General features: G+C 69.2%; 17 protein-coding genes and 1 pseudogene. 12 read left to right on the top strand and 6 right to left on the bottom strand.

Features of this window, described 5'->3' with window-relative positions:
- Positions 1–103 precede the first annotated feature (103 nt).
- From Cba03nite_RS11140 to Cba03nite_RS11180, 9 genes are all read left to right on the top strand, one after another.
- On the top strand, positions 104–358 hold the full coding sequence (locus tag Cba03nite_RS11140; RefSeq protein WP_203744929.1) for a hypothetical protein: 255 nt from the start codon (positions 104–106) through the stop codon (positions 356–358).
- A 676-nt stretch (positions 359–1,034) separates the two neighbouring features.
- Positions 1,035–1,340: a pilin gene (locus Cba03nite_RS11145; protein WP_203744931.1), complete on the top strand. Its 306-nt coding sequence runs from the start codon at positions 1,035–1,037 to the stop codon at positions 1,338–1,340.
- A gap of 31 nt (positions 1,341–1,371) precedes the next feature.
- Positions 1,372–2,262 carry a hypothetical protein gene (locus Cba03nite_RS11150; protein ID WP_239125643.1) on the top strand — a complete coding sequence of 297 codons (891 nt, stop codon included), beginning with the start codon at positions 1,372–1,374 and terminating at the stop codon, positions 2,260–2,262.
- Entirely contained in the window at positions 2,259–3,152 is an 894-nt protein-coding gene (locus tag Cba03nite_RS11155) for a PrgI family protein (protein ID WP_203744935.1), read from the top strand. The genes Cba03nite_RS11150 and Cba03nite_RS11155 overlap by 4 nt, the downstream gene beginning before the upstream one ends.
- Positions 3,153–3,196: 44 nt before the next feature.
- Positions 3,197–4,900: a VirB4 family type IV secretion system protein gene (locus tag Cba03nite_RS11160; RefSeq protein WP_203745407.1), complete on the top strand. Its 1,704-nt coding sequence runs from the start codon at positions 3,197–3,199 to the stop codon at positions 4,898–4,900.
- Positions 4,897–7,359, top strand: a complete 2,463-nt coding sequence (locus Cba03nite_RS11165) for a type IV secretory system conjugative DNA transfer family protein (RefSeq protein WP_239125644.1) — start codon at positions 4,897–4,899, stop codon at positions 7,357–7,359. The genes Cba03nite_RS11160 and Cba03nite_RS11165 overlap by 4 nt, the downstream gene beginning before the upstream one ends.
- Positions 7,360–7,645: 286 nt before the next feature.
- A complete protein-coding gene (locus Cba03nite_RS11170) occupies positions 7,646–8,443 on the top strand; it encodes a replication-relaxation family protein (protein ID WP_239125645.1) in 798 nt (265 codons plus the stop codon).
- Positions 8,444–8,744: 301 nt separating this feature from the next.
- Complete coding sequence (locus tag Cba03nite_RS11175; protein WP_275411577.1) at positions 8,745–9,098, top strand: transposase; 354 nt, start codon at positions 8,745–8,747, stop codon at positions 9,096–9,098.
- Between the two features lie 244 nt (positions 9,099–9,342).
- Positions 9,343–10,743: a condensation domain-containing protein gene (locus Cba03nite_RS11180; RefSeq protein ID WP_203744941.1), complete on the top strand. Its 1,401-nt coding sequence runs from the start codon at positions 9,343–9,345 to the stop codon at positions 10,741–10,743.
- A gap of 65 nt (positions 10,744–10,808) precedes the next feature.
- On the opposite strand, the gene Cba03nite_RS11185 is transcribed toward Cba03nite_RS11180, so the two are convergent.
- From Cba03nite_RS11185 to Cba03nite_RS11205, 5 genes are read right to left on the bottom strand one after another with little or no spacing between them, the layout of a single operon-like run.
- Complete coding sequence (locus tag Cba03nite_RS11185) at positions 10,809–11,681, bottom strand: AfsR/SARP family transcriptional regulator (RefSeq protein ID WP_203744942.1); 873 nt, start codon at positions 11,679–11,681, stop codon at positions 10,809–10,811.
- Positions 11,671–13,434: a glycoside hydrolase family 13 protein gene (locus tag Cba03nite_RS11190; RefSeq protein ID WP_308442751.1), complete on the bottom strand. Its 1,764-nt coding sequence runs from the start codon at positions 13,432–13,434 to the stop codon at positions 11,671–11,673. The genes Cba03nite_RS11185 and Cba03nite_RS11190 overlap by 11 nt, the downstream gene beginning before the upstream one ends.
- Positions 13,435–13,438: 4 nt before the next feature.
- On the bottom strand, positions 13,439–14,272 hold the full coding sequence (locus Cba03nite_RS11195) for a sugar ABC transporter permease (RefSeq protein WP_203744945.1): 834 nt from the start codon (positions 14,270–14,272) through the stop codon (positions 13,439–13,441).
- The gene (locus Cba03nite_RS11200; RefSeq protein WP_203744947.1) at positions 14,269–15,897 is read right to left on the bottom strand and encodes an ABC transporter permease subunit; all 1,629 of its coding nucleotides are present in this window, start codon (positions 15,895–15,897) and stop codon (positions 14,269–14,271) included. The genes Cba03nite_RS11195 and Cba03nite_RS11200 overlap by 4 nt, the downstream gene beginning before the upstream one ends.
- The gene (locus Cba03nite_RS11205; protein ID WP_239125646.1) at positions 15,898–17,118 is read right to left on the bottom strand and encodes a sugar ABC transporter substrate-binding protein; all 1,221 of its coding nucleotides are present in this window, start codon (positions 17,116–17,118) and stop codon (positions 15,898–15,900) included.
- An 18-nt stretch (positions 17,119–17,136) separates the two neighbouring features.
- On the opposite strand from Cba03nite_RS11205, the pseudogene Cba03nite_RS11210 reads away from it, so the two are divergent.
- Positions 17,137–17,448: pseudogene (locus Cba03nite_RS11210) on the top strand (substrate-binding domain-containing protein); the annotation flags it as partial.
- Between the two features lie 172 nt (positions 17,449–17,620).
- Here the strand turns inward: Cba03nite_RS11210 and Cba03nite_RS11215 are convergent.
- Positions 17,621–20,626 carry a carbohydrate binding domain-containing protein gene (locus Cba03nite_RS11215; protein WP_203744951.1) on the bottom strand — a complete coding sequence of 1,002 codons (3,006 nt, stop codon included), beginning with the start codon at positions 20,624–20,626 and terminating at the stop codon, positions 17,621–17,623.
- 402 nt (positions 20,627–21,028) lie between these two features.
- Here Cba03nite_RS11215 and Cba03nite_RS11220 point away from each other — a divergent pair, with 402 nt between their 5' ends.
- Together Cba03nite_RS11220 and Cba03nite_RS11225 are read left to right on the top strand one after the other, a co-directional pair.
- A complete protein-coding gene (locus Cba03nite_RS11220; RefSeq protein ID WP_239125647.1) occupies positions 21,029–23,137 on the top strand; it encodes a carbohydrate-binding module family 20 domain-containing protein in 2,109 nt (702 codons plus the stop codon).
- Between the two features lie 337 nt (positions 23,138–23,474).
- Positions 23,475–25,127, top strand: a complete 1,653-nt coding sequence (locus Cba03nite_RS11225) for a glycoside hydrolase family 13 protein (RefSeq protein ID WP_373315743.1) — start codon at positions 23,475–23,477, stop codon at positions 25,125–25,127.
- Positions 25,128–25,246: the final 119 nt, after the last annotated feature.

Raw genomic sequence — 25,246 nt, forward strand, 5'->3', positions numbered from 1 at the left:
GTTCGTCAACGGGCTCGCACGGAGCGGTTTACCTCGCGCGCATCCGCCCTGACCGGCGACGTATGCACGCTCAGATCCAACGTTACGACGCTAGTCTTGGCTAATGAAGACGTACCTGCAGAGCCCGAACGCGCTCTCCAACGCGGAGATCGCAGAGGTCTACTCCCTGGCTGAGCAGCACAACGTAGGCATCTGCCTGTACGGCGGCACCCAGTCGCCGTCTAAAGGCGCTGCGGAATGGTCAGCCTCCGGGAGCATCCTCGCGCTGCGCCGCTTCATGAAGGCGGTGGGGTTCAGCACCATCCCCAAGCCGTCGTATCCCGAGGTCCGGTGGACCGACAAGAACAGGTGGGAGTGACGACCGCTCATCGGCAGATCCGCAAGGTGCGGCGCCCGGGGATTCTCTCACCATCGGCGCTACGCAGCGTCCCCATGGTCCAGGGGTGCAGCCCGCCCACCTTCAGTGCCCGCCAGCACATTAAGCCTATCCGGACACCACTGATCCAGTGAGAATCGCCAGGTTACCTGAGACGCTTTTCCCTGCATAAGCGTACATATCGGACTACGGTCGCCACGCTACACAAAATCCATCGAGAAGCCTGTCGACTGCATGAGAATTCGCCAACCTCACCGAGACCGGACAGCACGTCGCCCGATCGGGGCAACAAGAGTGAGACGACAGCCCCGTCGGAGCACCTTTACCGCGACCCGGGCAACTTCGCCGAGACGGGACAGCGCGGCAACCCGGTCAGCTTCGCCGCAGCGGTGCGGCGGTCAGGTCCGGACAGGTCGTGACAGGTCCGACGCCGGTTCGATCGGTCTGACAGCCCGGATCTGGGCGGTGCATGTCATCCACGGCATGCCCGCCCGGTGGGGACAACCCAAAGGGCGAGGCCCACAGGTCCGGCATGGCTGGCGCGGCGTACTGACACCGCAAACCCTTCCCTTGCAAGGGAGGAGCGTCCCCACCAGACCTTCACGGACTTCGCCCGGTCCCCGCCGCGGCGGCCCCCACATTCCTGTGGAGCGCCGCAATGCACACACCTCTGCACTACCTCAACGACATCATTGCCGCCGCGCCCGCCCCTGGCGGTGGTGGCGGCGGCCCGAAGACCCTGCCGGAGGTCATCGAGGGCGTCCGTCTGTGGATCATGGGCATCATCGCCGCTGTGGCCACGATGTTCCTCGTGGTCGGCGGCCTGCGCTACATGGCCGCCGGGGGCGACCCCAGCCAGGTCGAGCAGGCCAAGGGCAACTTCAAGTCCGCCCTGATCGGCTACGCCCTCGCTGTTCTCGCACCGGTCCTGCTGACCGTCCTGCAGGGCATCATCGGCGGCTGAGGACAGGACACCCATCATGGTCAACTGGCTGATGAATGGGTTGGTGGACTGGCTCGCCGAGCGGTTGCAAGACCTGCTCGGCGGGCTCCTCGCCTACCTGACCTCATCGATGTTTCTGTCGCCGGACATCACCGTCCTGCCGCAGGTCCAGACGATCGCGACCAAGAGCGCGCACGTCGTCAACGCCTGCTTCATCCTCGCCATCATCGCCGTGGGCATCGCCACGATGGTCGGCGGCTCGGTCGAGATGCGCTACGGCATCAAGGAACTGGTGCCCCGCCTCATCGTCGGGCTGGTCGCGAGCAACTTCGCCGTCGCGCTGACGGCGGCGCTGATCGAGATCGCCAACGCTCTGACGGTGTCGATGGTCGGCACGGCCGCCCCGACGACCGAGGCGGTCAACATGACCCGCGCGCACGTGACCGCCGCGCTGACCGACCCCGGCACCGCCCTCGTGGCACTGATCATCGGCCTGCTCATCGTTGGGCTGATGTTCACGCTGTTCGGCAGCTGGATCGTCCGGGTCGGCGTGCTGGTGATCCTGGCCGGGATCGCCCCGGTCGCGATGGCCTGCTATGCCACCCCATGGACCCAGGAGGCGGCGCAGCTGTGGTGGCGGACCCTGCTGGGCTGCCTGGCCACTCCGACGCTGCAGGCCATCGCCTTCTCCACCGGCGTGCAGCTGATGATCGATCCCACGAGCAGCTTGCCGATCCTGATCGGCCTGCCCGGCTCCGACATTGTCAATCTGATGCTGGTCGCGGTCCTGCTCTGGGTCACGATCAAGATCCCCGGGATGATGCGCCGGTACGTGACCCGCAAGGGCGGCCCGAGCATGGGCGGCGTCCTCGTGCGGGCGGTGCTGATCCAGTCGATCACCCGCAAGATCCCGTTCGGGCGCACGGTGCGAGGTGGGCGATGACCCACGACGAAGACACCACCCCGCGCGCCGTCGTACCGGCCGACGTCAACGCCCCGGACCGCATCGCGTTCGGGTTGACGTTCCGGCAACTGGCCATCGTCGGTGGCGTCGGACTGCTCGGGTTCGGCGCGTACCGGACCTTCGGGCCGCTGCTGCCCGCGGCGGCCTGGATCGTCGCCGGGATCATCGTGTTCTCCATCGCGATCGTCGTCGCCCTCGGGCGGCGCGACGGCCTGCCCCTGGATGTGTGGCTCAAGCATGGGTTCACGCTGTCGCGAAGCCCGCGCCAGCTCACCCCGGGCAGCGCTCGGGCGACTTCGGTCGCCGCGGTGGCCGGCAAGACGAGCGTCCCGGCGCCGCTGCGCTCGCCGGTCACGGCGGTCAGCCCGAGCGGGGTGGTCACCTCCGAAGGCAAGCACCGGGTGCTAATCGCCTGCGGGACAACGAATATCCACCTGCGTACCGGCGGCGAGCAGGGCGCGCTGCTGGACGGGTTCGGCCGGTTCCTCAACTCGCTGACCGGCCCGGCGCAGATTGTCGTGGCCGCTCAGCGTCACGACCTGACCGCGCACGCGCAGGCGATGGTCGACCACGCGCCGCGCCTGCCGCATCCGGCCCTCACGGCGGCGGCCGAGGACTATGCCGAGTTCCTCCTGGATCTGGACGAGGAGCGCGATCCGCTGCGGCGTCAGGTGTTGGCGGTCATCACCGGCGAGCAGGTCGCCGACACCGCCGTACGCGCCCTGACGGGCCTCGGTGTCGAAGCGAGCGCCTTGGACGGCCCGGCCGTCTCGGCGGCGCTGGCCAATGCCGCCGATCCTTTCAATCCCCCGGTGCCAGGACCGCGAGCGGTCCCGGGCGCCCCGATCACCCTACGGAGCACAACGTGAAGCTGTTGAATACCAAGAAGAAGACGGTTGCGGCCGGGGAGGGCATGCCCTCCCCGGCCGCTTTGTCGGTCACCCCATGGCACGTGCAGGTCGGCGACGGCTACGCCGCGACCTTCGCCGTCACCGGGTACCCGGCTGAGGTCGGCCCGGCGTGGCTGGACCCGCTGCTGTCCTACCCCGGGCGGGTGGACGTGGCCGTGCACATCGACCCCGTCGCCGCGCAACTGGCCGCACCAATGCTCAAACGGCAGCGGGCGCGGTTGGAGTCGTCGCGGCGGCTGGACTCCGACCAGGGGAAGCTCGGCGACCCGATGACCGAGGCGGCGGCGGCCGACGCCGCCGACCTCGCCGAACGTGTCGCGAGGGGCGCGGCTCGGCTGTTCGACGTCGGGATCTACGTCACCATCCACGCCCGAGACCTCGACGAGCTGCGCGCGGTCACCGCGGGCGTCAAGTCGGCCGCCGCCAGCGTCTTGCTGGACCTGCAGCCGACCACGTTCCGCCACCAGCAGGGCTGGGTGGCGACGCTGCCGATCGGCGTGGACCCGCTGCGGATGCGCCGCATCCTCGATACCAACGCCCTCGCCGCCGCGTTCCCGCTTGCCTCGGCGGACCTTGCCGCACCGGCACCCGGTGTCGTCGCGCCGCCGGACGGGGTGCTGTACGGGCTGAACACCACTAGCAACGGCGTGCTGCTGTGGGACCGGTGGCGGCAGGACAACCACAATTCGGTGGTCCTGGCTCAGTCGGGTGCGGGCAAGTCGTACTTCGTCAAGCTGGAGACCTTGCGGAACCTGTACCAGGGCACCGCCGTGTCGATCATCGACCCGGAGGACGAGTACGCGCCCCTCGCCGAGCACGTCGGCGGGACCGTCGTGCAGCTCGGCCTGCCCGGCGTACGCATCAACCCGCTGGACCTTCCACACGACAACCGGGCCGACACGCTGACCCGGCGCGGGCTGTACCTGCACACGCTGATCTCGGTCATGCTCGGCGCACCGCCACCGCCATCCGAGCGCGCGGCGCTGGACCGGGCGATCACGGCCACGTACGCGGCGGCCGGGATCAACGGCGACCCGGCCACCTGGTCGCGTCCAGCCCCGCTGCTGCGGGACCTCGCCGACACGCTGACCGCCGACGAGGACCCGGCCGCCGAGCAGCTGGCCGCCCGGCTGGCCCCGTGGACCACGGGCAACTTCTCCAGCCTGTTCGACGGGCCGACGACCACCAGCCCCGAAGGGCACCTGGTCGTCTGGTCGCTGCGGCACCTGCCCGACGAGCTACGTACGGTCGGCACGCTTCTCGCCCTCGACTCGATCTGGTCGGGCATCGACACTCCGTCCACCGGCGTACGCCGGCGACGGCACCTCGTCGTGGTGGACGAGGCGTGGCTGCTGATGCGCGACGGCGAAGGCGCGAGGTTCCTGTTCCGCATGGCCAAGGCGGCGCGCAAGCGGTCAGCCGGGCTGTGCGTCGTCACCCAGGACGCGGCCGACGTGCTGTCCACCGACCTCGGCATGGCCGTGGTCTCCAACGCCGCGACCCAGGTGCTGATGCACCAGTCCACCCAGGCCATCGACAAGGTCCGCGAGGCGTTCTCGCTGACCGCAGGCGAGGCACGGCTCCTACTTGCGGCGCCCCGCGGCGAGGGACTGCTCATCGCCGGAAGAAGCCGAATTCCATTTAGGAGCGTCGGGTCGGCGGCAGAGCACAAGATCGCCGTCACTGGGATCGGTGAGGCCCAATGAACACCGACCTCGTGACCCGGCTCAGCGGTATGTGGTCGTGGCTCGCGGCCCGGCCGTGGCTGGCGTTCTCCATCCCGGTCCTCATCATCGGCGGTGTCGCCGCGCGGGACAAGGTGCTCGCCTGGCGGCACACTCGCTACGCGACCGGGGCGCGGTGGCTGACGGTCGCCGCGCCGCCGGAAGTCACGCCGGAGTCGGCGCAGGCGTTCTGGACCACCGTCATGGGCGTCCTGACCCCTTCGGTGTGGCGGCGGCGGATCTACGGCATGCCGCACATCGGCTGGGAGTACACCTGGACCGGCCGCACGCTGACGATCCGGGTCTGGGTGCCCGGCACGGTGCCGCCCGGCGCAATCGAGGCCGCGATCCGGGCGGCCTGGCCCGCCGCGACCCTCACCATCGCCGACGCCGCACCACCGATCCCGGCGACGGTGGTAGAGCAGGTCGGCGGGGCGCACTGGCCGCAGTCGGCCGACGCGCTGCCGCTGCGCACCGAGTACGACGCCGACCCGTTGCGGGCGCTGCTGTCGGCCGGGGCCGAGGTCCGCGACCGCGAGTACGCGTGCGTGCAGATCCTGGCCCGACCGGCACCACCCCGCCGGGTCCGCGCCGCCAGACGCACGGCGGCGGCAACGAGTACGCACCCTCACGGGCGGCCCGATGTGGCCGCCCGTGCCGTTTCCGGGGTCGCCCGGCTGCTCACCGAGCCGCTGATCTGGGTCCTGGACGCGTTCACGCCAGGCACGTCACGCCGGACACCGGCGCGTACGCCGGTACGGGCCGGTGACCGCGATCCGGTGGCCACCGCCGACGCCCGCCAGATCGTGGACAAGGCGATCACCGTGCCGCACTTCGAGATCGCGATCCGGTTCGCCGTCGCCGCCGAGGCGGCCAAAACCGTGCCGGACAAGCAGAAGGCACGGCAGATCCGCGAGCGTCTCGTCGGGCTCGGGCACACGATCGCCTCGGCCGCCGCGGCGTACACCGGCCCGAACCGGCTGCGCAGGATGAAGATGCCACAACCGGTCGCGACGATCGCAGGTCGGAGGCTGCGGCGCGGGTTCCTGGCCACCGTGCCGGAGCTCGCCGCGTTGGCCGCTTTGCCGCAGGACTTGGCGGTGCCGGGCCTAGACCGGGCTCGCGCCAAGGCGATGCCGGCCCCGGTGCAGATCCCCTCCGGCGGCCGAGGCGTGAAGATGCTGGGCCGCTCGCAGATCGGCGGGCACTCGGTCGGGCTGAACGTGGTCGACGCCCGCCAGCACATGCACGTCATCGGCAAGACCGGCGTCGGCAAGAGCACCCTGTTGCTGAACATGATCGTCGCCGACATCAAAGCCGGGCGCGGGACGGTGGTCATCGACCCGCGCGGTGACCTGATCACCGACATCCTCGACCGGCTACCGGCGTCCCTCGCTAAGAAGATCGTGCTCATCGATCCGGACCAGCCCAACCCGGGCCACTTCAACCCCCTCGAAGACACCAACGATCCGCATCTGGCCGTCGACAACCTCGTCGGGATCTTCGCCAAGATCTTCGCCAAGCAGTGGGGTCCGCGTATGGACGACACCCTGCGAGTGGCCTGCCTGACCCTGATGCGCCACGCGGGCTCGACGCTGAGCCTGGTGCCACCGCTGCTGTCGGACCGGACCTTCCGGGGCCGCTACACGGTGGGCCTGGACGACCCGGACGGCCTGGCCGGGTTCTGGACCTGGTACGACTCGATCAACGAGAACTTCCGGGGCCAGGTCATCGCACCCGTCCTCGCGCGGTTGCGGCAGTTCCTGTTGCGCGACTTCGTCAAGTCCGTGATCGGCAACGCGACCAGCTCGTTCAAGATGGGCGACATCCTCAACGGCGGTGTCTTGTTGTGCCGGCTGCCCAAAGGCCAGCTCGGCGAGGAGACCAGCCGCATCCTGGGCTCGCTGATCGTCGCCCGGGTGTGGCAGGCCGCCATCGCACGGGCCGCGATCCCCGAAGACCAGCGCAAAGACGCCTGTCTTTACGTTGACGAGGCCCACAACTTCCTTACGCTGCCCGGCTCGGTAGACGACATGCTCGCCGAAGCCCGGGGCTACCGGCTGGGGATGGTGCTGGCGCATCAGGATCTGGCTCAGCTGCCCAAGGAGACGGCGGCGGCGATGTCGGCCAACGCCCGCTCCAAGATCGTGTTCAACATCGACCCGGGCGACGCCCGGGAGATGGCCCGGCACACCAAGCCGGAACTCGACGATCACGACCTCGGGCACCTGGACGTGTTCACCGCCGCAGCAAGGCTGCTGGTCGGCAACCGGGAGATGGCCGCGTTCACGTTCGTCACCAACCCGCCCGCGCCGATCGTCGGTGAGGCAACGGCGCTGCGGCAGGAGATCGCCGCCGCGCACGCCGTCGATGGGCAGGAGCCGCCGATGCAGCGGGTGGCCCGCGAGGCGATGCGAAGGCGCATGAGCGGCACCGACTGACCGGATCTGTCTCGGGCCGTTGGGGCTGCCCAGGGCGGCTGCGTGGGGGGCTCCGTTGGGGATGTCTTCGATCGGAGCCCCCAACGGACCCCGCCGCAGGCGGTCTGTCAGGTGCCTGGCCAGGGCAAACGCCGGATCTGTCAGGGCCGCAAGAAAGATCAACTAATCCAGACTCCCTATAGGGATTCCTCTTCTCCACACAGGGGTGACATCTATGCCGCATACGCGGTCCTCTCACGGCCTGCTGGCCATCTACCCACACATCACCAGCCGTGACCGTCAGCTCATGACCCTGCTCGACCACCACCAGGTGCTGACCACCGACCACATCACCCGCCTGTTCTTCCACGCCCCGCGTACCGCCCGGCACCGGCTCGCCGAACTGCTGGCGCTTGAGCTGGTGGACCGGTTCCGGTTCGCCCGTACCGGCGGAGGCACCGACCCGTATCACTGGGTGCTCGGCCATGCGGGGCAACGGTTCCAGGCCGCATCACGCGGCGAGCCCGAACCCAGCGCACGAGCGGCCAGTCAGCGCATCTCGCGTTTGTCAGCCAATCCGCGTCTGCACCACCTGCTCATCGTCAACGAGTTCTTCGTCCGCCTCGGCGAGCACGCCCGCCGACACGACGGAGCGGACCTCGTCCGGTGGTGGTCGGAGCAGCAGGCCACGCAGTTCAAGAGCAGCAAGGCGGCCATCAACCCCGACGGGCACGGGCTGTGGAGCCGAGGCGGGCAGATGGCCGGGTTCTGGCTGGAGGCCGATACCGGTACCGAACCGCTGACCCGCGTCGTCGGCAAGCTCGACGGCTACCGCCGGTTCAACACCGACAGCGGGCCTCGCTATCCGGTGCTGTTCTGGCTGGCCAGCTCCACCCGCGAGGAGCACCTGCACCGGCTGCTACGGGCCGAGCCGGGCGGCGTCACCACGGTCACCGCGACCCAGGACACCAACCCCGCCGAGGCGGTGTGGCTGCCCGCAGACGGCAGCGGGCGGGTGACGCTGGAGCAGCTGCCCAGCTTCCACGGCCACAACACCCCCTCCAACCCCAACTACGTCGAGGGTGTGCTCCATCTGGGCCAATGACTGATGTGACTACCAGCCCTAGTTGGCACTTCCTAGCCATGGGTGGCACTCGAGGCAGCACGGGCCGGGGTCGCGGCGGCGGCCTCAGAGCCTGGTAGGAGGTTGCCGATTTCGGGTGACGGAGGCGGGTGTGATCATCGATACGTCGACTAGTGGGTCGGCGTGTCGGGCTGGAGCCGAAAGAGGGTCTTCGAGTAGGAACGGTAGCGACCAAGCCGCTGCTCCGGACTCGAAGATCCGTCGTTGAGTATTCAGGTCCTGATCGGGCAGGGCACACCCGCGGTGCCCAGCCCCGGCGAGTATCTGCCCACCTGCGGGCTACGCATGTACCCGTCGGCCGCAACGGACACTCGAGTGGCAGCTCCTTCGGCCGTTGGTGCACTTCGGTGGGACCGTACCGGGTCGCGGCGGTCGGCCGGTGTCCTACCCGCGCCGGTGCATCGTTGATGCGATCCGGTACCTGGTTCGTACCGGATGCCAGTGGGGTTCGCTACCGGCCGAATTTCCCGCGGCACTGGTCAAGCACTACTTCACTGTCTGGACCCGCGACGGCACCCTCAACCAGTTGCACAACACGCTGCGCGAACAGGTCCGCCAAGTCGAAGGCCGCAGCCAGGCCATTTCGCCGCTGCCGGAGAAGGTTTCGGAGTGTTGACAGGCCCGGCCGGTGCGCTGGTGGTCGACTTCCAAAGGGTGCGCGGTAACCAGACCGTCCTCAAGGTCAGCCGCGGCTACGACGGCGCTTCGATCACGGGTTCTTGGCTGCCGAGCCGGGTACCCGCTGCGCGCCGGACGGGGACAACGGTAACGACGACCCGCCGCTGGCGTCTAGGCAGGCTCAAGCGGCAGTTGTGCCGTCTTGTGGCCGCGTGTCGAGGCGGTTGGTGGACGATCGTGTCGTGCTGCCGCATTTCTCTGGTGACGTTCAGGCAAGTTCGCGCATTATGGTGCCGTTCGAGGGCGAAGGCGAGGGTGTGGAGGAGCTCTCCTGGGGCCAGATGGAGCTGTGGGGTGGCATGCGGCGGCGGGGCACGTGGATGCCCGTGGGTTACGCGTTGCCGGTGGCACCTGGTACGACCGTGGCCGAGGTGGTTGCCGAGTTGCGGTTCGCGTTGGGCCGGTATCAGCCGATGAGGACGCGGTTGCGGTTCGAATCGGATGGTCGTACCCGGCAGGTGGTGTCCCGGCGGGGTGAGGTCGCGTTGGAGGTCGTTGATGTTCGCGATGACGGGGATCCGGCGCAGGTCGCCGAGTTGGTGCGGCGGCGGTTTTGGGACAGCGCATATGACTTCGTCAATGAGTGGCCGGTACGGGCTGCGGTCGTGCGTCATCGCGGCCTGGTAGTTCACCGGGTGATGGTGATGTGCCATTTGGTGACGGATGGCTTCGGCGCTTTGGTGATGTGGCGGGAGCTGTCCGAGCGTGGTTCGGACCCCGGTTCGGCGGGGGTGTCGTTGACCGCGATGCAGCCGATGCAGCAGGCCCGGTGGCAGCGGTCGCCGGCTGGGCGGCGGCAGTGTGCCGCAGCGTTGCGGTATTGGGAGCGGGTCCTTCGCAGCATGCCGGTCGGGCTGCTCGCCGATGGTGGTGCGGCTCAGCGACCGCGTCACTGGTCGGCGCGGTTGACCTCGCGAGCGATGTACGAAGCGTTGATCGTGTTAGCGGCGCGGATGAGGTCGGATACGTCACCGCTGTTGCTAGGGGTGTTCGTGACGGCGTGGGCGCGGGCGACGGGTAAGGATGCGGTGGTGACACGGGTGGTGGTGAACAACCGCTTTCGGCCCGGGTTGGGTGAGTCGGTGAGCCAGGTTGCCCAGACTGGCCTGTGTGCGGTCGACCTTGCCGGTCTGAGCCTCGATGACGCGTTGTCGCGCGTGCGGCGGCGTGCGATGGCCGCGTACAAGCATGCCTACTACGACCCTGAGCAGATGGAAGAGTTGGTGGAGCGGGTTGGCCGCGAGCGCGGCGAGGAACTTGACCTTGGTTGCTTCTACAGCGATCGGCGTCTGCTCGATCGGGATCCGTCGGTCGGTGTGCGGGTCCCGGTCGAGCGGGAGGTGTTGGCCGCGTTGCCGCAGACCACTTTCCGTTGGGAGTCCAAGGGGGATGAGCCCAGCGAGCGGCTGTTCGTGTTCATCAATCCGGCCGACGGTGTGGTGGATATCAGTGTCTTCGGCGACACCGAGTATGTGTCGCCAGCGCGGATGGAGGCCTGCGTACGGGGGATGGAAGCGGTCGCGGTCGCGGCGGCGTTCGAGCCGACCGCCGCCGCGCTGCCCGGGGTGTCTGCTGAGGCTTGACGTCGCGGCTGAGGTTTACGCCCGTCGGTGACGGTCACCGTTTGCCGGATCTGCGGCTGGATTCGCTATCGGACGGCGAGGTTGTCGATGGTCTGGGCCAGGCCGTCGTCGCGGGGTGGTACCTGCAGCGCCGGATCGTCGGCGAGGATGGCCTGATGGAGCATGCGCAGTCGCAGGCAAGGCTCGAGGCCCAACTCGGTGGTCAAGGCGGCACGCAGCCGTTGGAATGCTTGCAGGGCGTCGTGTCTGCGGCCGCTGCGGTGCAGGGCGATCATGAGCTGCGCGTGGAGGTTCTCGTGGTGGGGATGCTCGGCGAGCATGCCGGCGAGTTCGGGCAGGACCTCTTGGTGGCGTCCGAGCCGCAGGCGTGCCTCGATGCTTTGCTCGATGGTGGTGAGTCGGGACTCTTCCAGGCGTTTGATCTGTGGCCTTAGCAACGCTCCGGCGTGGACGCCCGTGAATGCTGGACCACTCCATTGGCTTTGCGCGTCTTGCAGTAGGTCAGCGGCGCGTGTGTTGTCGCCGTACGCCAGGGCCTGTCTGCCTGCTGTGGTCAGACGCTGGTAACGGTGGAGGTCGAAATCGTCGGTTGCTGGGTTGAGCAGGTAGCCGCCGGGTGTGGTCATCAGGACGGTGGTAGCGATGGTAGCCGGATCGGTGCCGAGTCCGGTGCTGAGCAGTCTGCGTAGATGCAGGACATACGTTTGCAGGGTGGTAGCGGCGCTGTGGGGCGGCTCGTCGCCCCACAGCTCGTAGAAGAGCGCGGCCGCGGATACGGCGTGGCCAGCGTGTATCAGGAGCAGGGCCAGTACCGAGCGTGGCTTGGGTGCTGTCGGGGTTATCGATGTGTCGTGGTTGGTGAGCGAAAGCGGACCTAGGACCCGGATTCGCATGCCGGTGGCATCTGGCTTCTGCATCGGTTGAGCCTCACCGCTCATGGCTGTGATGCCAGACTTGGAAGCTCGGGCCGTCCGCCGGCAGTGTGACCGTGCCGGTGGTGTCCGGGCGCAGGTCGGCGGCGCCGCCGTACACGTTCGACCCGCCCGGCACGCCGGTGAGCTGGACCGGCGTGCCGGTGGCGCGCCGGGCGAGCACCAGCACGCTCTCGCGCTCGGTCTCGCGGACGAAGGCGAGCGCGTCGGCGTCCGCGTGCACCCACCGCAGGCCGCCGTGCCGCAGCGCGGGCGTGTCGCGGCGCAGCGCGACGAGCGCCCGGTACCGCGCGAACGTGGCGTGGTCCCAGCCGTCCGCCCGGTGCCACGGCATCGGCGTACGGGAGTCCTCGCCGTCGACGCCGCGCAGCCCGATCTCGTCGCCGGCGAAGACCATCGGCGTGCCCGGCATCGTCATCAGCAGCCCGGCCGCGACCTCCTGCCGATACGGGTCGCCGACCACGGTGCGGATGCGGGCGGTGTCGTGCGAGCCGAGCAGCGTCCACGAGTGGGTCAGCGCGCGCCACGACACCCGCGCGGCGAAGGCCCGCATCGTGGCCAGCGCGGCCACCCCGTCCCGGCGAGGCACACCGCCCGGCACGCCGAGGAAGTGCGGCAGATCGAGGTCGTCGCCGCGCAGCCAGGTCCAAAGTGGGCGCAGAAAGCCAGCGTAGTTCATCGTGCCCTGCCAGCCGTCGCGGTCCAGGTCGCCGGTGTGGTCGTGCGCGTGCTCGGCGACGAAGAGCCCGTCGCCGGCCGCCGCCCGCAGAAACGCGGCGACCTTGTGGGTGTACGCGTCGGCGCCGCACCGCCCGGTCATGTTGGCCACGTCGACCCGCCAGCCGTCCAGCCCGTACGGCGGCCGCCGCCACGCCCGCACCACCTCGGCGAGCCGCTCCCGCAGCACGGGCGAGGCCCAGTTGAGCTTCGGCAGCGTCTTCACCCCCATCCACGACTCGTAGTCGCCGGATGCGTGGAAGTAGTACATCGCCCGCTCGGCCGCGTCCACATCGGACACGGCGGCGGTGAACCACGGGTGCGCGTCGCCGGTGTGGTTGGTGGTGACGTCGCCGACGATCCGCCACCCGCGGGTGTGTACCGCGCCGGCGAGCCGGGCCAGCGCCGCGTCGCCGCCGAGCAGCGGGTCGACGCGGTCGAACGCGGCCGCGTCGTAGCGGTGGTTGGAGCGGGCCGGGAAAATCGGCGTCAGGTAGACGGTGTTGACGCCGAGCCGTTCCAGGTGGTCCAGCCGCCCCGCGATCCCGTCCAGGTCGCCGCCGTACCACTGCCGCTGCACGAGCGCCTGCCCGGTGTCGACCGGCGTGTCCCAGTCGCAGGGCACCGCCCAGTCCGGCGCCGGTGGCAGGTCCCGCCCGGAGCGGGCGAACCGGTCCGGGAAGATCTGGTACACCACGGCGTCACGGGACCACGCCGGCGGCGGGTCGTACGCGACGAGCCGGAAGTCCAGGTCGTCCGGGACGTCGTGGCCGGTGACGCCGAGCCCGTTCAGCCAGCGGTCGTCGACGAGGAAGCGGTAGTTGGTGACCGGGTTGCGCACGAGCACCTCGGCCCGCCACCAGGTCGCGTCCGGCGTGGTGCGGTCGACGACCGCGGGCGCGAAGTGCGGCTCGCCGTCCGGTGTGTACCGCACGTGGACCCGCCGCGCGGGCGCGCCCGCGGGCACCCGTACGAAGACGGTCACGGTCTCGCCGAGGGCCGGGGTCAGCGTGGACACCATGGTCCCGTCGTGGTGTGGCACGTGGCTATCCCTTCACTGCTCCGGCGGTCAGGCCCGAGACGATGTAGCGCTGGAGGAACTGGAACACGAGCACCGTCGGTACGGCGGTCAGCAGCGTGCCGGCGCAGAAGACGCCGAAGTTGTTGTTCCGCTCGCCGGAGATGAGCCCGTACATGCCGACGGAGAGGGTCTTGGAGCCGGTGTCGGTGAGGAACACGTTCGCGATGAGGAACTCGTTGACGGTCGCGATGAACACCAGCAGCCCGGTGACCGCGAGGATCGGTGCCACCAGCGGCAGGATGATCTGGAAGAAGACCTGGGCGTGCGTGGCGCCGTCGATGGTGGCCGACTCGTCCAGCTCGCGGGGCAGCGTGTCGAGGAAGCCCTTCATCAGCCAGGTGTTCACGCCGAGCGCGCCGCCGAGGTACAGCAGCACGAGGCCCCACGGGGTGTTGAAGCCGACCGCCGGCCACAGCTCGGTGACCGTGCTGAACATCAGGAAGATGGTCACGATCGCGAGGAACTGCGGGAACATCTGGATCAGCAGCAGTGCCAGCAGCCCGGTGCGGCGGCCGCGGAAGCGCATCCGGCTGAACGCGTACGCGGCCAGCGCGCCGAGGAAGACCGCGGCCGCCGAGGCGAGACCGGCGATCAGCATCGTGTTGGCGAACCAGCTCGCGAACCTCGTCTCGGACAGCAGCCGGTCGAAGTTCTCCAGGGAGAGCCCGGTCGGCAGCAGCTCGGTCGACGACAGCGTGCCGCGCGGGTTGAGCGCCGCCGACAGCACGAACAGGATCGGGAAGAGCGCGAACGCGACGGCGCCGGCCGCGACCGCGTGGCGCAGCGGAACGGTTCTCATGCGTAGAGCTCCTCCTGGCGGCGGGTGCGCCGGAAGCTGACCGCCGACAGCAGCGCGACGATCGCGAAGATGAACACGGAGATGGCGGCCGCGAACCCGTACTGCGCGCCGGCGGCACCGAAGGCGAGCCGGAACGTGTACGTGATCAGCAGGTCGGTCGCCCCGGCGGTGGGGTTGTCGGCGGGAAACGGGCCGCCCTCGGTGGTGAGGTAGACCGCGTTGAAGTTGTTGAAGTTGAACGCGAACGACGAGATGAGCAGCGGGGTCAGCGCCACCATCAGCAGCGGCAACGTCACCCGCCGAAACGACTGCCACGGCCCGGCGCCGTCCACCGTGGACGCCTCGGTCAGCTCCCTCGGTATCGCCTGCAGCGCGCCGGTGGCGACCAGGAACATGTACGGGAAACCGAGCCACATCTGCACCAGCACGACCGCGAGCCGCGCCGACCACACGCCGCCGAGCCAGTCGACATCGAGCCCGAACAGCCGGTTGACCAGCCCGAAGTCGGTGTTGAACAGATCCCGCCAGACCAGCAGCATCGCGAACGACGGCATCGCGTACGGCAAGATCAGCAGTACCCGGTACAGAGCGCGGCCGCGCATCCGCGGGGTGTGCAGCGCCAGCGCGCAGAGCAGGCCGAGCGCGAAGGTGGCCGCGACCGAGCCGACCGCGAACGCGACGTTCCACAGCAGGGTGCGCAGGAAGGGGCCGGAGATCGTCGAGTCGGTCAGCACGCGGGAGAAGTTCGCCAGTCCGACGCCGACCTTCCAGCCCTGCGCGAGCCGCTCGCCGTCGGCGGCGACGAACGCGCCGGCGCCCTCGTCGGCCGTCCAGGTGCGGCCGGTCGCGGTGTCCCGCACGCAGTCGCAGGCCTCGGCGTACTCCCGGGTGGCCTTGCCCTCGTAGGCGCGGGACAGCCCGGACGAGCGGATCGCGCCACCCGGCGTCGGCACCGCGAACGCGGTGATCTCGGCGCTGCGTGCGCTGGCCTGCCCGGCGTCAAGGACGGTGTACCCGCGCGCGGCGGTCACCTTCCCGGCGGAGTTGACGGTCACCTCACCTTCCGGCAGTGCGCGCAGCCCGGCGGCGTTACCGGCGTACACCGCGCGGGTGGCGGGGTCGGTGACGAGGAAGACCAGCGGCCCGGTCGCCGGGTCGCCGGTGGTGGCGACCGCGAGGGCGTACTCGGTGGAGCCGGGCACCTGGGTGACCGAGGCGGTCTGGATCGCCACGATGGCCTCGGCCTTGTTCCCTCGGTGGCCGTCGCCGAAGTTGGTGAACGCGGTGCTCGCGGTGTAGAGGATCGGGAAGATCTGGAACGCGATGAGCAGCAGCGTGCCCGGGACGAGGTACTTGGCCGGGACGTGCCGGCGGGTCAGGTAGAGGTAGAAGATCGCGGCGGTGGTGCCGGCGAGGATCGCCAGCCCGGCCCAGGCACGCGCCTCCACCAGCGGAAACGCGGCCCAGACCGCGATGCCCGCGGCGAGGCCCAGCAGCACCACCTTCGCGGTCAGGCCGGTGAGCGTTACCGGTGCGGAGTCGCGGACGATGTACGGCTCGGTGCGGTGCCGGCCGCCGTGCGGGGCCCGGCGACCGGGCCCCGCACTCGTGAGCTGTGTCGCCATCTACTTGATCTGCCCGGAGATCGTCTTGGCGGCGGCGTTCACCGTCGTGGCGACGTCGGCGCCGCCGATGATCGCCGCCTCCGCCTTGCCGAAGGGATCCCAGATCGCGGCCATCTCCGGGATCGCCGGCAGCACCGCGCCATCCCTGCCGGCGGCCTGGAACTTGTCCAGGTCCGCGTCCTCGGCCTTGACCTGGTCGAACGCGGCGGTCAGCGCGGGCGGCCGGGGTTCGGCCTTGTAGAGCGCGACGGCCAGGTCGGGCACGGTCAGGTAGTTCGCCACGAACTCCTGCGCGAGCGCCTTGTTCTTGCCCTTGGCCGCCACGTAGAAGGCCTGTACGCCGACGAACGGGGTGGCCGGCTTGCCGCCGGCGAACCCGGGCACCGGCGAGATGTCGTACGCGAGGCCGGCCTTCTTCACGTCCGTGATCGCCCAGGGACCGGAGACCAGGAAGGCGCACTTCTTGGCGGTGAACGTGGCGATCGAGTTCTCGCCGCCGATCGACCGCTTGAGGGCGCCCTCCCCCTTCTCCCCGAGTGCGCGGATCTTCTCGAAAGCCGCTACCGAGGCGGGTGTGCCCACGCCCAGGTCCTTGGGGTCGTAGTCGCCGTTCGCGCCGGTGCCGAACAGGTAGCCGCCGGCCGAGGCGTAGAGCGGGTACAGGTGGTAGGCGTCGCCGCTCTGCCCGACCTGCAGGCAGAGGATCTCGCTGGCCTTCTTCTCGGCCTTGAGCCGCTTGCCGGTCGCGACGAGGTCCTCCACAGTGGCCGGAGCCTGCGGCGCGAGATCGGTGTTGCGGATCAGCGCGACGTTCTCCATCGCGTACGGCACGCCGTACACCTGGCCGTTGAACGTGACCGCCTTGAGGGCGATCTCCGCGAAGCCGGCCTTCTGCTCCGCGGACAGCTGCACCGGGTCGATGGCGCCGTTCTGCACCAGGTTGCCGATCCAGTCGTGCGCGCCGACCATCACGTCCGGCCCGCTGCCCTGCTGGGAGGCGGTCACGAACGTGGTCTGCTGCTCGTCGGCGATCTCCTGCACCTCGACGGTGACGCCGTTCTCCTGGCCGAACCGGTCGGCGAACGGCTTGAGGGCGGCGGTGCGCTTGGTGTCTGCCCAGATCACCAACCGGCCACCGGCCGCCTTCGCGGCGGGCGAGTCGGACGCGGCCGGCTCGTCACCGCCACCACCGCAGCCGGTGGTGGCGAGCGACAGAGCCAAGGCGGCGGCGACCACACCCGCGGCGTGACCGGCATCGTGTGCGGCTCGGACCTGATGGCCCTCGGCGCGATCCGGGCCGCCCGCCAGCGTGGACTGTCCATCCCGGACGACGTGTCGGTGGTCGGGTACGACGACTCACCGCTGATCGCGTTCACCGATCCGCCGCTGACCACCGTGCGGCAGCCGGTGACCGCCATGGCCGTCGCGGCGGTGCGCGCCCTGATCGACGAGATCAACGGGCACGGCACCCACCGCTCCGAGTACGTCTTCCGCCCCGAGCTCGTGGTCCGCTCCTCCACCGGTGCGGTTAAGCAGCTGTTGGTGGCGTAGCCGCCGATCCCGTGCGCCTTCGCCTTCCAGGCTCGGCCTTATGGCCTGGTCCGGTGTTCCCACATGGTCGGCGATCGCGGACATAGGCGTCTGAGGCCAGCATGTTGACCAGGACACGGCACGTACCGGTGCGACGCGGTGAGCATCGCACCGGTACGTGGCGAATTGGGATCTACTTCAGGTAGGGGCCGGTCGCGCCGACCTTGCCGGGTGCGGGGTTGCCGGGCAGGTCGAGCACGTAGACGCGCAGGTTGCCCTTGCCGGTGACGCCGGCGGTGAGGGTGCCGTTGGTGACGGTTTGGACATCGCCGGTAACTGCGTCGACGTACCGACCGTTGGGGATGCTGGTGAAGGTGGCGCTGCCGGAAACGGTGATCAGCGCGAAGCTGTCCACGCCGCCAGCGGTGTAGCGCCGCTTGTAGGCCATCTGGTTGCCGCTGATGCCCTGCGTGGAGTATTGGCCCTTTTGCAGAGCGGGGATGGCCCGGCGGATCTGGTTGAGCCGCTGCACATGCTTAACCAGGGGTTTGTCGAGCGTGGCAGCGACCGGGCCGCTGGCGTTGGAGACCACACCGAAGTCGGACGCGGTGACCGTGCCGGTCACGTGGTCGCCGTAGTAGGCGCGGCCGGTGGTGGCCAGCGGGCAGGTGGGGCCGCAGTCGATGCGGGCGCCCTTCTGGAACTCGATCTCCGAGCCGTAGTAGAGCGTAGGGATGCCGCGGAAGGTCCACATCAGGCTCATGTTCTCTGCCCATGCCTCGGTGCCGCCGGCGTACCGGTTCTGGGACTTGTTCGGCCCGTAGTCGTGGCTGTCGACGTAGACGACGTTGTAGGTGGCGTCGTTGTAGCTGTCGTCGGAGTCTTTGCCGTTCCAGAAGGCGTTGTTGGCGTCGCCGAAGTTCATGTGCATGCGCATGTCGATGACGTTCATGCCGGAGAACTTCGAGTGGTCGGGAGTGTGGTAGGTGTTGCCGTTCAGGAACGCGTTGTCGCTGGTCGGCTGGCCGGCCGGGCCGAGCAGCTGCTCGTAGTCGTACTGCTCGATGGCCGCGCGGACGTCGTCGGGGCTGTACTCGCGCCGTTCCTTCCAGGTGAAGAACTGGGCGGAGTGGTTGACCGACCCACGGTTCCACTTGTCGTTGATGAACGCGGCGACCTCGCCGAAGACGTAGAAGTCCTTGCCTTTCTCGCCGTGCTTGGCGACCGCGTGCTGCTGGATGGCGGGCAGGAAACGCCGGTTCCAGGTGACCCGCGGGATGTGCACGGCGGTGTCGATCCGGAAGCCGTCCACGCCCATGTCGATGTACCGGTTGTAGGCGTCGATGAGGTACTGCTGAACGGTCGCGTTCTCGGTGTTGAAGTCGGCCAGGTCCTCATGCAGCCAGCAACTGCGCGAGTCCTCTCCTTCCCAGTTGCCGATCCAGCACTGGTGGTACAGGTCGGCGGGGAACAGACCGTTGGTGGGCGCCGGCCACTGGCAGTTGTAGATGGTGTAGCCCTCGGGGCTGAAGTAGCCGCTGGGCGTGCCCCACCGCAGGCATTTGTTACCCGACGGTGCGGCGGTGGACCAGATGTCGCCGTTGTAGGCACGCCCCTTGGCCATCGCGTTCTGCGCGGCGGTCATGTTGGGGTCGTTGCCCTGGTGCTCGACCATCGGGTCGTACTCGGCACCGGATCGCTTCTCGCTGTACATCCACTTCCACTGCTCGTCCCGCACCCCGTAAACGGTCGGGGTGAACAGGTCCTTGGCGCCCCACCGGGAGCTGTGGTTGTACACCACGTCCTGGAAGATCTTGATGCCCTTGGCGTGCGCCTTGTTGATCAGGTCCTGGTAGCTGGCCCCAGGCGTTTCCAGCCGTGTGTCGACTCGGTAGAAGTCCCAACCGTGGTAGCCGTGGAAGTCGTAGTCGGAGCGGTTCAGCACCACCGGCGTGATCCAGATGGCGGAGAACCCCAGCCCCTTGATGTAGTCGAGCTTGTCGATCAAGCCCTGGAAGTCACCGCGGAACATGGGGTCGTTGTTGGCTGCGTTGCCGGAACGCTCGTGCTGGCTGCCGCCCCGGTTGTTGGAGGTGTCACCGTCGTAGAAGCGGGCGGTCATGACGAAGTAGATGGTGTCTTCGCGCGGATCGCCACCCAACGGCGTCCCGCCCGCCGGCTCAGGTGGCGCCTCACCGGTGGTGGCCGAGGCGGGCTGGCTGGCCGGCGACTTGTTGCCGGCCGCGTCGAACGCCTTGACCGTGTAGGTGTACCGCGTGCTGGCCGCGAGCCGGTTCTCGATGTATCCGGTCTCGGGGGTCGTGAGGGTGACCGTGCCGGTCGCCCCCCCGGTGCGGGTGATTTCGTAGCCGGTGACACCGCGCTGGTCCGTGGACGCCGACCAGGACAGGGTAATCCGCAACCCGCTGGCCGTCGCGGTCAGATTCGCCGGCGTCGAGGGCGGCTCGGTGTCCACCGGGGGCGGCGGCCCGCACGGATCGGTGGCGTTGGCCGTCACCACGCCGCCCTTGACCGTGCTGATGCCCGTGCCGATCGTGTAGTCCGCGCCGTTGTTGTTGTCCCACTGGCCAGCGTTGTTGTTGAACGCCGCCTTGAGGGTGGCCGCGGTACCGAGGTTGACGACCTTGCGCGTCCAGCCAGCACACGCGGCGTCCATCGCCACCCCGGGAACGGCCGTCCAGGCGCCGCCTGCCGGCTGGTAGTGGATGTTCGCCGCGGCCCATCCGCGCGTGGCGGTGTGGTAGTAGATCTCGGCGCTGGCCCCGCTCGGCTGGGGAGAGGGGGTTCCGCTCGAACACGGGTCACCGGTGCCGGTGCTTCCGCCGGATACCGTCACCACGCCGGTGCCCAGGCGGTAGTTGGCGCCGTTGTTGTTGTCCCACACACCCGCGCCGTTGTTGAACACCACCTGCAGCCCGGTCGCGTCACCCAGGTCGATGGTCTTCTTCCGCCAGCCGGTGCACGCCGCGTCCATCGCGACGCCCGGCACGGCGGTCCACCCAGCCCCGTTCGGCGCGTAGTGGATGTTGACGGTCGAGGTCCACGCCGCTGGCGGCCGGTAGAAGATCGTCACGCTGTTGGCCGCGGCCGCGATGCCGACTGGCAGCAGGCCCAGCACCACGCTCACCACCAGCGCGAGGCCGAGCCACCGTCGTCGGGCCCTGGTTTGCTTTCTCATGCGGTCTCCTGAGACGTCCGTCGGCCCAGCCGACGTGATCTTGCATGGAAGTTCTTGCAGATAGGAACAAGCAGAACGCAGGCACATGCCGTGTCAGTGCCTCCGCTGCGCCTGACCAGGACGCAGTCAGGTCAATGTGCGACAACCTTTGCAACGTCTTGCAAGGTTGCCAAGAAGTTACCAGCCTGGATCGCTTGACACCAGGGGTTCACAAACGGGTGTCGATGTTGCTAGCTTGTGGCCGAGCGACCGGAAACAGTTGCGACTATCGCAAGGTCTTTCACGGGGGTGGGCGCCGATAATGTCCTCTTTATCCCGGGAGTGCGTATGACAGCCTCTAGAAGAGTCAGAGCCGCGTGGGCCGCGACCGCTGCCGCATCGCTGCTGGTGGTGTCGACTGCGGTGGTTACCACCGCCACGGCGGCCAGCAGCCAGGCAGCGATCGCGGCGAACGGATCGTCGATCGTGCACCTGTTCCAGTGGCGATGGAGCTCCGTCGCTCAGGAGTGTGAGACCACGCTCGGGCCCAACGGCTGGGGCGGCGTGCAGGTCTCCCCGCCGCAGGAGCACGTCGTGCTGCCAAGCGCCGAGGGCGCCACCTACCCGTGGTGGCAGGACTACCAGCCGGTCTCGTACCGCCTGGACCAGACCCGGCGGGGCACGCGCGCCGAGTTCGTCGATATGGTCACCCGCTGCCGGAACGCCGGCGTCAAGATCTACGTCGACGTGGTGCTCAACCACATGAGCGGCACCGGCTCGGCAGGCAGCGGGCCGGGCAGCGCGGGCACGGTCTACAGCAAGTACGAGTACCCGAACCTGTTCAACGACGGCTCCGGCGACGCCTACACCTACCCGGACTTCGGCCCCTGCTACACGACGATCAGCAACTGGGGCAACAAGGCCGAGGTGCAGGACTGCGAGCTGCTCGCGCTCGCCGACCTCAACACCGCCGACCCCGAGGTGCGCCGCAAGATAGCCAAGTACATGAACGCCGTGATCGACCTCGGCGTGGCCGGCTTCCGGGTCGACGCGGCCAAGCACGTGCAGGAGGCGCACCTGGCCGACATCATCTCCCGCCTGCACGACGTGCCCGGCTTCGGCGGGCGGCCCGACCTCTTCCACGAGGTGTACGGCGACGGGACAGTCCCCTACACGGCGTACGCGCCGCTGGGCAAGGTGACCAACTTCGATTACCAGCGGGCGGTCTCCAGCGGCTTCCAGGGCGGCAACATCGCCCAGTTCGCCAACCTGCCCAACTACGGCGGCCTGTCCGCCAGCCAGGCCGTCGTGTTCATCGACAACCACGACACCCAGCGGTCCAGCCCCACGCTCACCTACAAGAACGGCGACCGGTACTACCTCGCCGACGCGTTCATGATGGCCCACCCGTACGGCACCGTGCAGCTGATGTCCAGCTACGCCTTCACCGCCCAGGCCCAGGGCCCGCCCAGCTCATCAAACGGCACCACCAACGCCACCAACTGCGGCAACGGCCAGTGGATCTGCGAACACCGCAACGAGCAGGTCGCCGGCATGCCCAGCTTCCGCAACGCCACCGAAGGCACCGGCATCACCAACACCGTCACCGACGGCAACGGCCGGCTCGCGTTCGCCCGCGGCAACCGCGGCTACGCCGCCTTCAACGCCACCGGCGAGGCGTGGAACCGCACGTTCACCACCAGCCTGCCCGACGGGACCTACTGCAACGTCGCGCGCGGCACGTACAACACGTCGACCGGCGCCTGCACCGGCGGCACCATCGGCGTCGCCGGCGGCGCGTTCACCACGAGCATCCCGGCCAACCGCGGCGTCGCCCTGCACGTCAACGCCCGCACCGGCACGACCCCGACCACGCCCACCACAACCCCTCCCACGACCCAACCGACGACCACGCCCACCACCACACCGCCCACCTCGCCACCGGTCGGCAACACCACCTTCCAAGCCACCGCACCCACCGGCCAGGACCTCTACGTCGTCGGCTCCATCCCCCAACTCGGGTCCTGGACGCCGGCCAACGGACTTCGCCTGACCCCAGGCACTACCGCCGGCACATTCGCCGGCACGGCCTCCATCCCCGCCGGCACCGCGTTCGAATGGAAACTGGTGCGCATCTCCAACGGCCAGGTCACCTGGGAAAACACCCCGAACCGCAACGGCACCGCCGGAACGACTCACACCGTCACCTGGAACCAGATCAACCCAACTACTTCACCCAGCACAGGCACGGCCGCGACCACCATCAACGCCACAGCCACCACCTCATGGGGACAGAACGTCTTCATCGTCGGCTCCACCCCCACGCTGGGCTCCTGGAACCCCGCCAACGCCATCGCACTGGCTCCTACCAACTACCCCGTCTGGACCGGCACCATCCACCTGCCCCTCAACCAACCCATCGAATACAAACTGATCAAAAAGAACCCCGACGGCTCCATCACCTGGGAAACCGGCGCCAACCGCACCCACACCCCCAGCGGAACCGCCACACTCACCATCACCTGGCGGTAGGCAGCCCACACCACCGCCAGACCCGGTGGCCGCCCGCGCTCCCCGCGGGCGGCCACCCCGTTCACAGACACTCCAACCGAACAGCCGCCCCAACAGTCGTCTCCGTCCGGTCAGAAACGCCAACACGGCGGGGCGCACCATCTGTACGGCGCTTGGCACTGCGCGCTCGTCATCCAAGTCGCGGAGGTCAGCGTGATTGGTAACGACGACCACGACCTGGCCGGTGTGCTGGGCCTCACCACCGTGGCCCAGCCCGCAGCCCCCGAACAGGGCCGCCTCGTGGCCAACATCCTTTGAGCCCGCTGACCGGCGGCGACCACCCGGAGAGGAACCCGTGATCCTGCCAACCAGCTTCATCGATCGCGATTCGACGGCGCCACCTCGGGCTGAACCGGGTCAACAATGGTGGCGCACCGCGATCATCTATCAGACCTATCCGCGTTCCTTCGCCGACTCGGGCGGCGACGGCATCGGCGACCTGCCCGGCATCACCGCGCGGCTGGACCACCTCGTCGAGCTCGGCGTCGACGCCGTGTGGCTGTCGCCCTTCTACCCCTCGCCGCAGGCCGACGCGGGCTACGACGTGTCCGACTACCGGGACGTGGATCCCATCTTCGGCAGCCTCGACGACGCCGACAAGCTCCTCGCCGCCGCCCGCGAGCGCGGGCTGCGGGTGATCGTCGACCTCGTGCCCAACCACACGTCCAGCGAGCACCCTTGGTTCAAGGCCGCGCTCGCCGCTGGCCCAGGCAGCCCCGAGCGGTCCCGCTACATCTTCCGGCCGGAAAAGCCCAACAACTGGCAGAGCACCTTCGGCGGCCCGGCCTGGACCCAGGTACCGGACGGCGAGTGGTACCTGCACCTGTTCGACGCCGGCCAGCCCGACCTCAACTGGGATCACCCCGAGGTGCGCGCCGAGTTCCGCGACATCCTGCGCTTCTGGCTCGACCGCGGCGTCGACGGCTTCCGGGTCGACGTCGCGCACGGCCTGATCAAGCAGGCCGACCTCGCCGACTGGCACTACCCCGTCGAGCCGCTCACCGGCCCCGCCACCGAGAGCATCCGGCCGCCGATGTGGGACCAGGACGCCGTGCACGACGTGTACCGCGACTGGCGCCGGGTGCTGGAGGAGTACCCGGGCGAGCGCATCCTCGTCGCCGAAGCGTGGGTGGCGCCGTCCGAGCGGCTCGCGGCGTACGTGCGGCCCGACGAGATGCACCAGGCGTTCAACTTCGAATACCTGGAGGCGGCCTGGACCGCCGCCGCGCAGCACGAGGTGATCACCCGCTCGCTCGCCGCCAACGCGGCGGTCGGCGCGCCGACGACCTGGGTGCTGTCCAACCACGACGTGCTCCGGCACGCGTCCCGCCTCGGCCTGCCGATCGGCAGCCCTCGCCCGCGCGGCATCGGCGCCGACGACCCGCAGCCGGACCCGGTGCTCGGCCTGCGCCGGGCGCGCGCGGCGACGCTGCTCATGCTCGCGCTTCCCGGCTCGGCATACCTGTACCAGGGAGAGGAGCTCGGCCTGCCCGAGCACACCACGATGCCCGACGAGGCCCGGCAGGACCCGATGTTCCGGCGCACCCAGGGCGAGCAGAAGGGGCGCGACGGCTGCCGCGTGCCGATCCCGTGGGAGGCCGACGCCCCGGGATACGGGTTCGGCCCGTCCGGCGCGACCTGGCTCCCCCAGCCGCCGGTCTTCGCCGCGCTGGCGCTCGACCGCCAGCGCGGGGTGCAGGGCTCGACGTACGAGATGTACCGGTCGGCGCTGCGCCTGCGCGCCCAGCACCAGCTCGGCGCCGGCACGCTCACCTGGGCCGACGGGCTGGACGGCGTGCTCACCTTCCAGAACGGCAGCGTGTTCGTGCTGACCAACTTCGCCGACACCCCGGCCGCACTCCCGCCGGGCGCCCGCATCCTGATCAGCAGTGAGCCGCTGGACAGCGACGGCAAGGTGCCGACGGACGTCACGGTGTGGGCTGAGGTGTAGCCGCGCGGCGAACTCGTCGAAGTCGCTTGGCGTCACGCCCTTGCGCTGGACGACCGAGAAAAGGGCCTCGTCGGTAGCCACGGCGCGTTGCTGCGCTGCGGCCCTAGCAAAAGGGTGAT

The sequence above is a fragment of the Catellatospora bangladeshensis genome (assembly GCF_016862575.1).
Lineage (GTDB): Bacteria > Actinomycetota > Actinomycetes > Mycobacteriales > Micromonosporaceae > Catellatospora > Catellatospora bangladeshensis.

Excerpts from the sequence above, each read along its gene's own strand:
- Cba03nite_RS11140 (WP_203744929.1), top strand. The coding sequence starts at position 104 with ATGAAGACGTACCTGCAGAGCCCGAACGCGCTCTCCAACGCGGAGATC.
- Cba03nite_RS11145 (WP_203744931.1), top strand. The coding sequence starts at position 1,035 with ATGCACACACCTCTGCACTACCTCAACGACATCATTGCCGCCGCGCCC.
- Cba03nite_RS11150 (WP_239125643.1), top strand. The coding sequence starts at position 1,372 with ATGAATGGGTTGGTGGACTGGCTCGCCGAGCGGTTGCAAGACCTGCTC.
- Cba03nite_RS11155 (WP_203744935.1), top strand. The coding sequence starts at position 2,259 with ATGACCCACGACGAAGACACCACCCCGCGCGCCGTCGTACCGGCCGAC.
- Cba03nite_RS11160 (WP_203745407.1), top strand. The coding sequence starts at position 3,197 with ATGCCCTCCCCGGCCGCTTTGTCGGTCACCCCATGGCACGTGCAGGTC.
- Cba03nite_RS11165 (WP_239125644.1), top strand. The coding sequence starts at position 4,897 with ATGAACACCGACCTCGTGACCCGGCTCAGCGGTATGTGGTCGTGGCTC.
- Cba03nite_RS11170 (WP_239125645.1), top strand. The coding sequence starts at position 7,646 with ATGACCCTGCTCGACCACCACCAGGTGCTGACCACCGACCACATCACC.
- Cba03nite_RS11185 (WP_203744942.1), bottom strand. The coding sequence starts at position 11,681 with ATGAGCGGTGAGGCTCAACCGATGCAGAAGCCAGATGCCACCGGCATG.
- Cba03nite_RS11195 (WP_203744945.1), bottom strand. The coding sequence starts at position 14,272 with ATGAGAACCGTTCCGCTGCGCCACGCGGTCGCGGCCGGCGCCGTCGCG.
- Cba03nite_RS11200 (WP_203744947.1), bottom strand. The coding sequence starts at position 15,897 with ATGGCGACACAGCTCACGAGTGCGGGGCCCGGTCGCCGGGCCCCGCAC.
- Cba03nite_RS11215 (WP_203744951.1), bottom strand. The coding sequence starts at position 20,626 with ATGAGAAAGCAAACCAGGGCCCGACGACGGTGGCTCGGCCTCGCGCTG.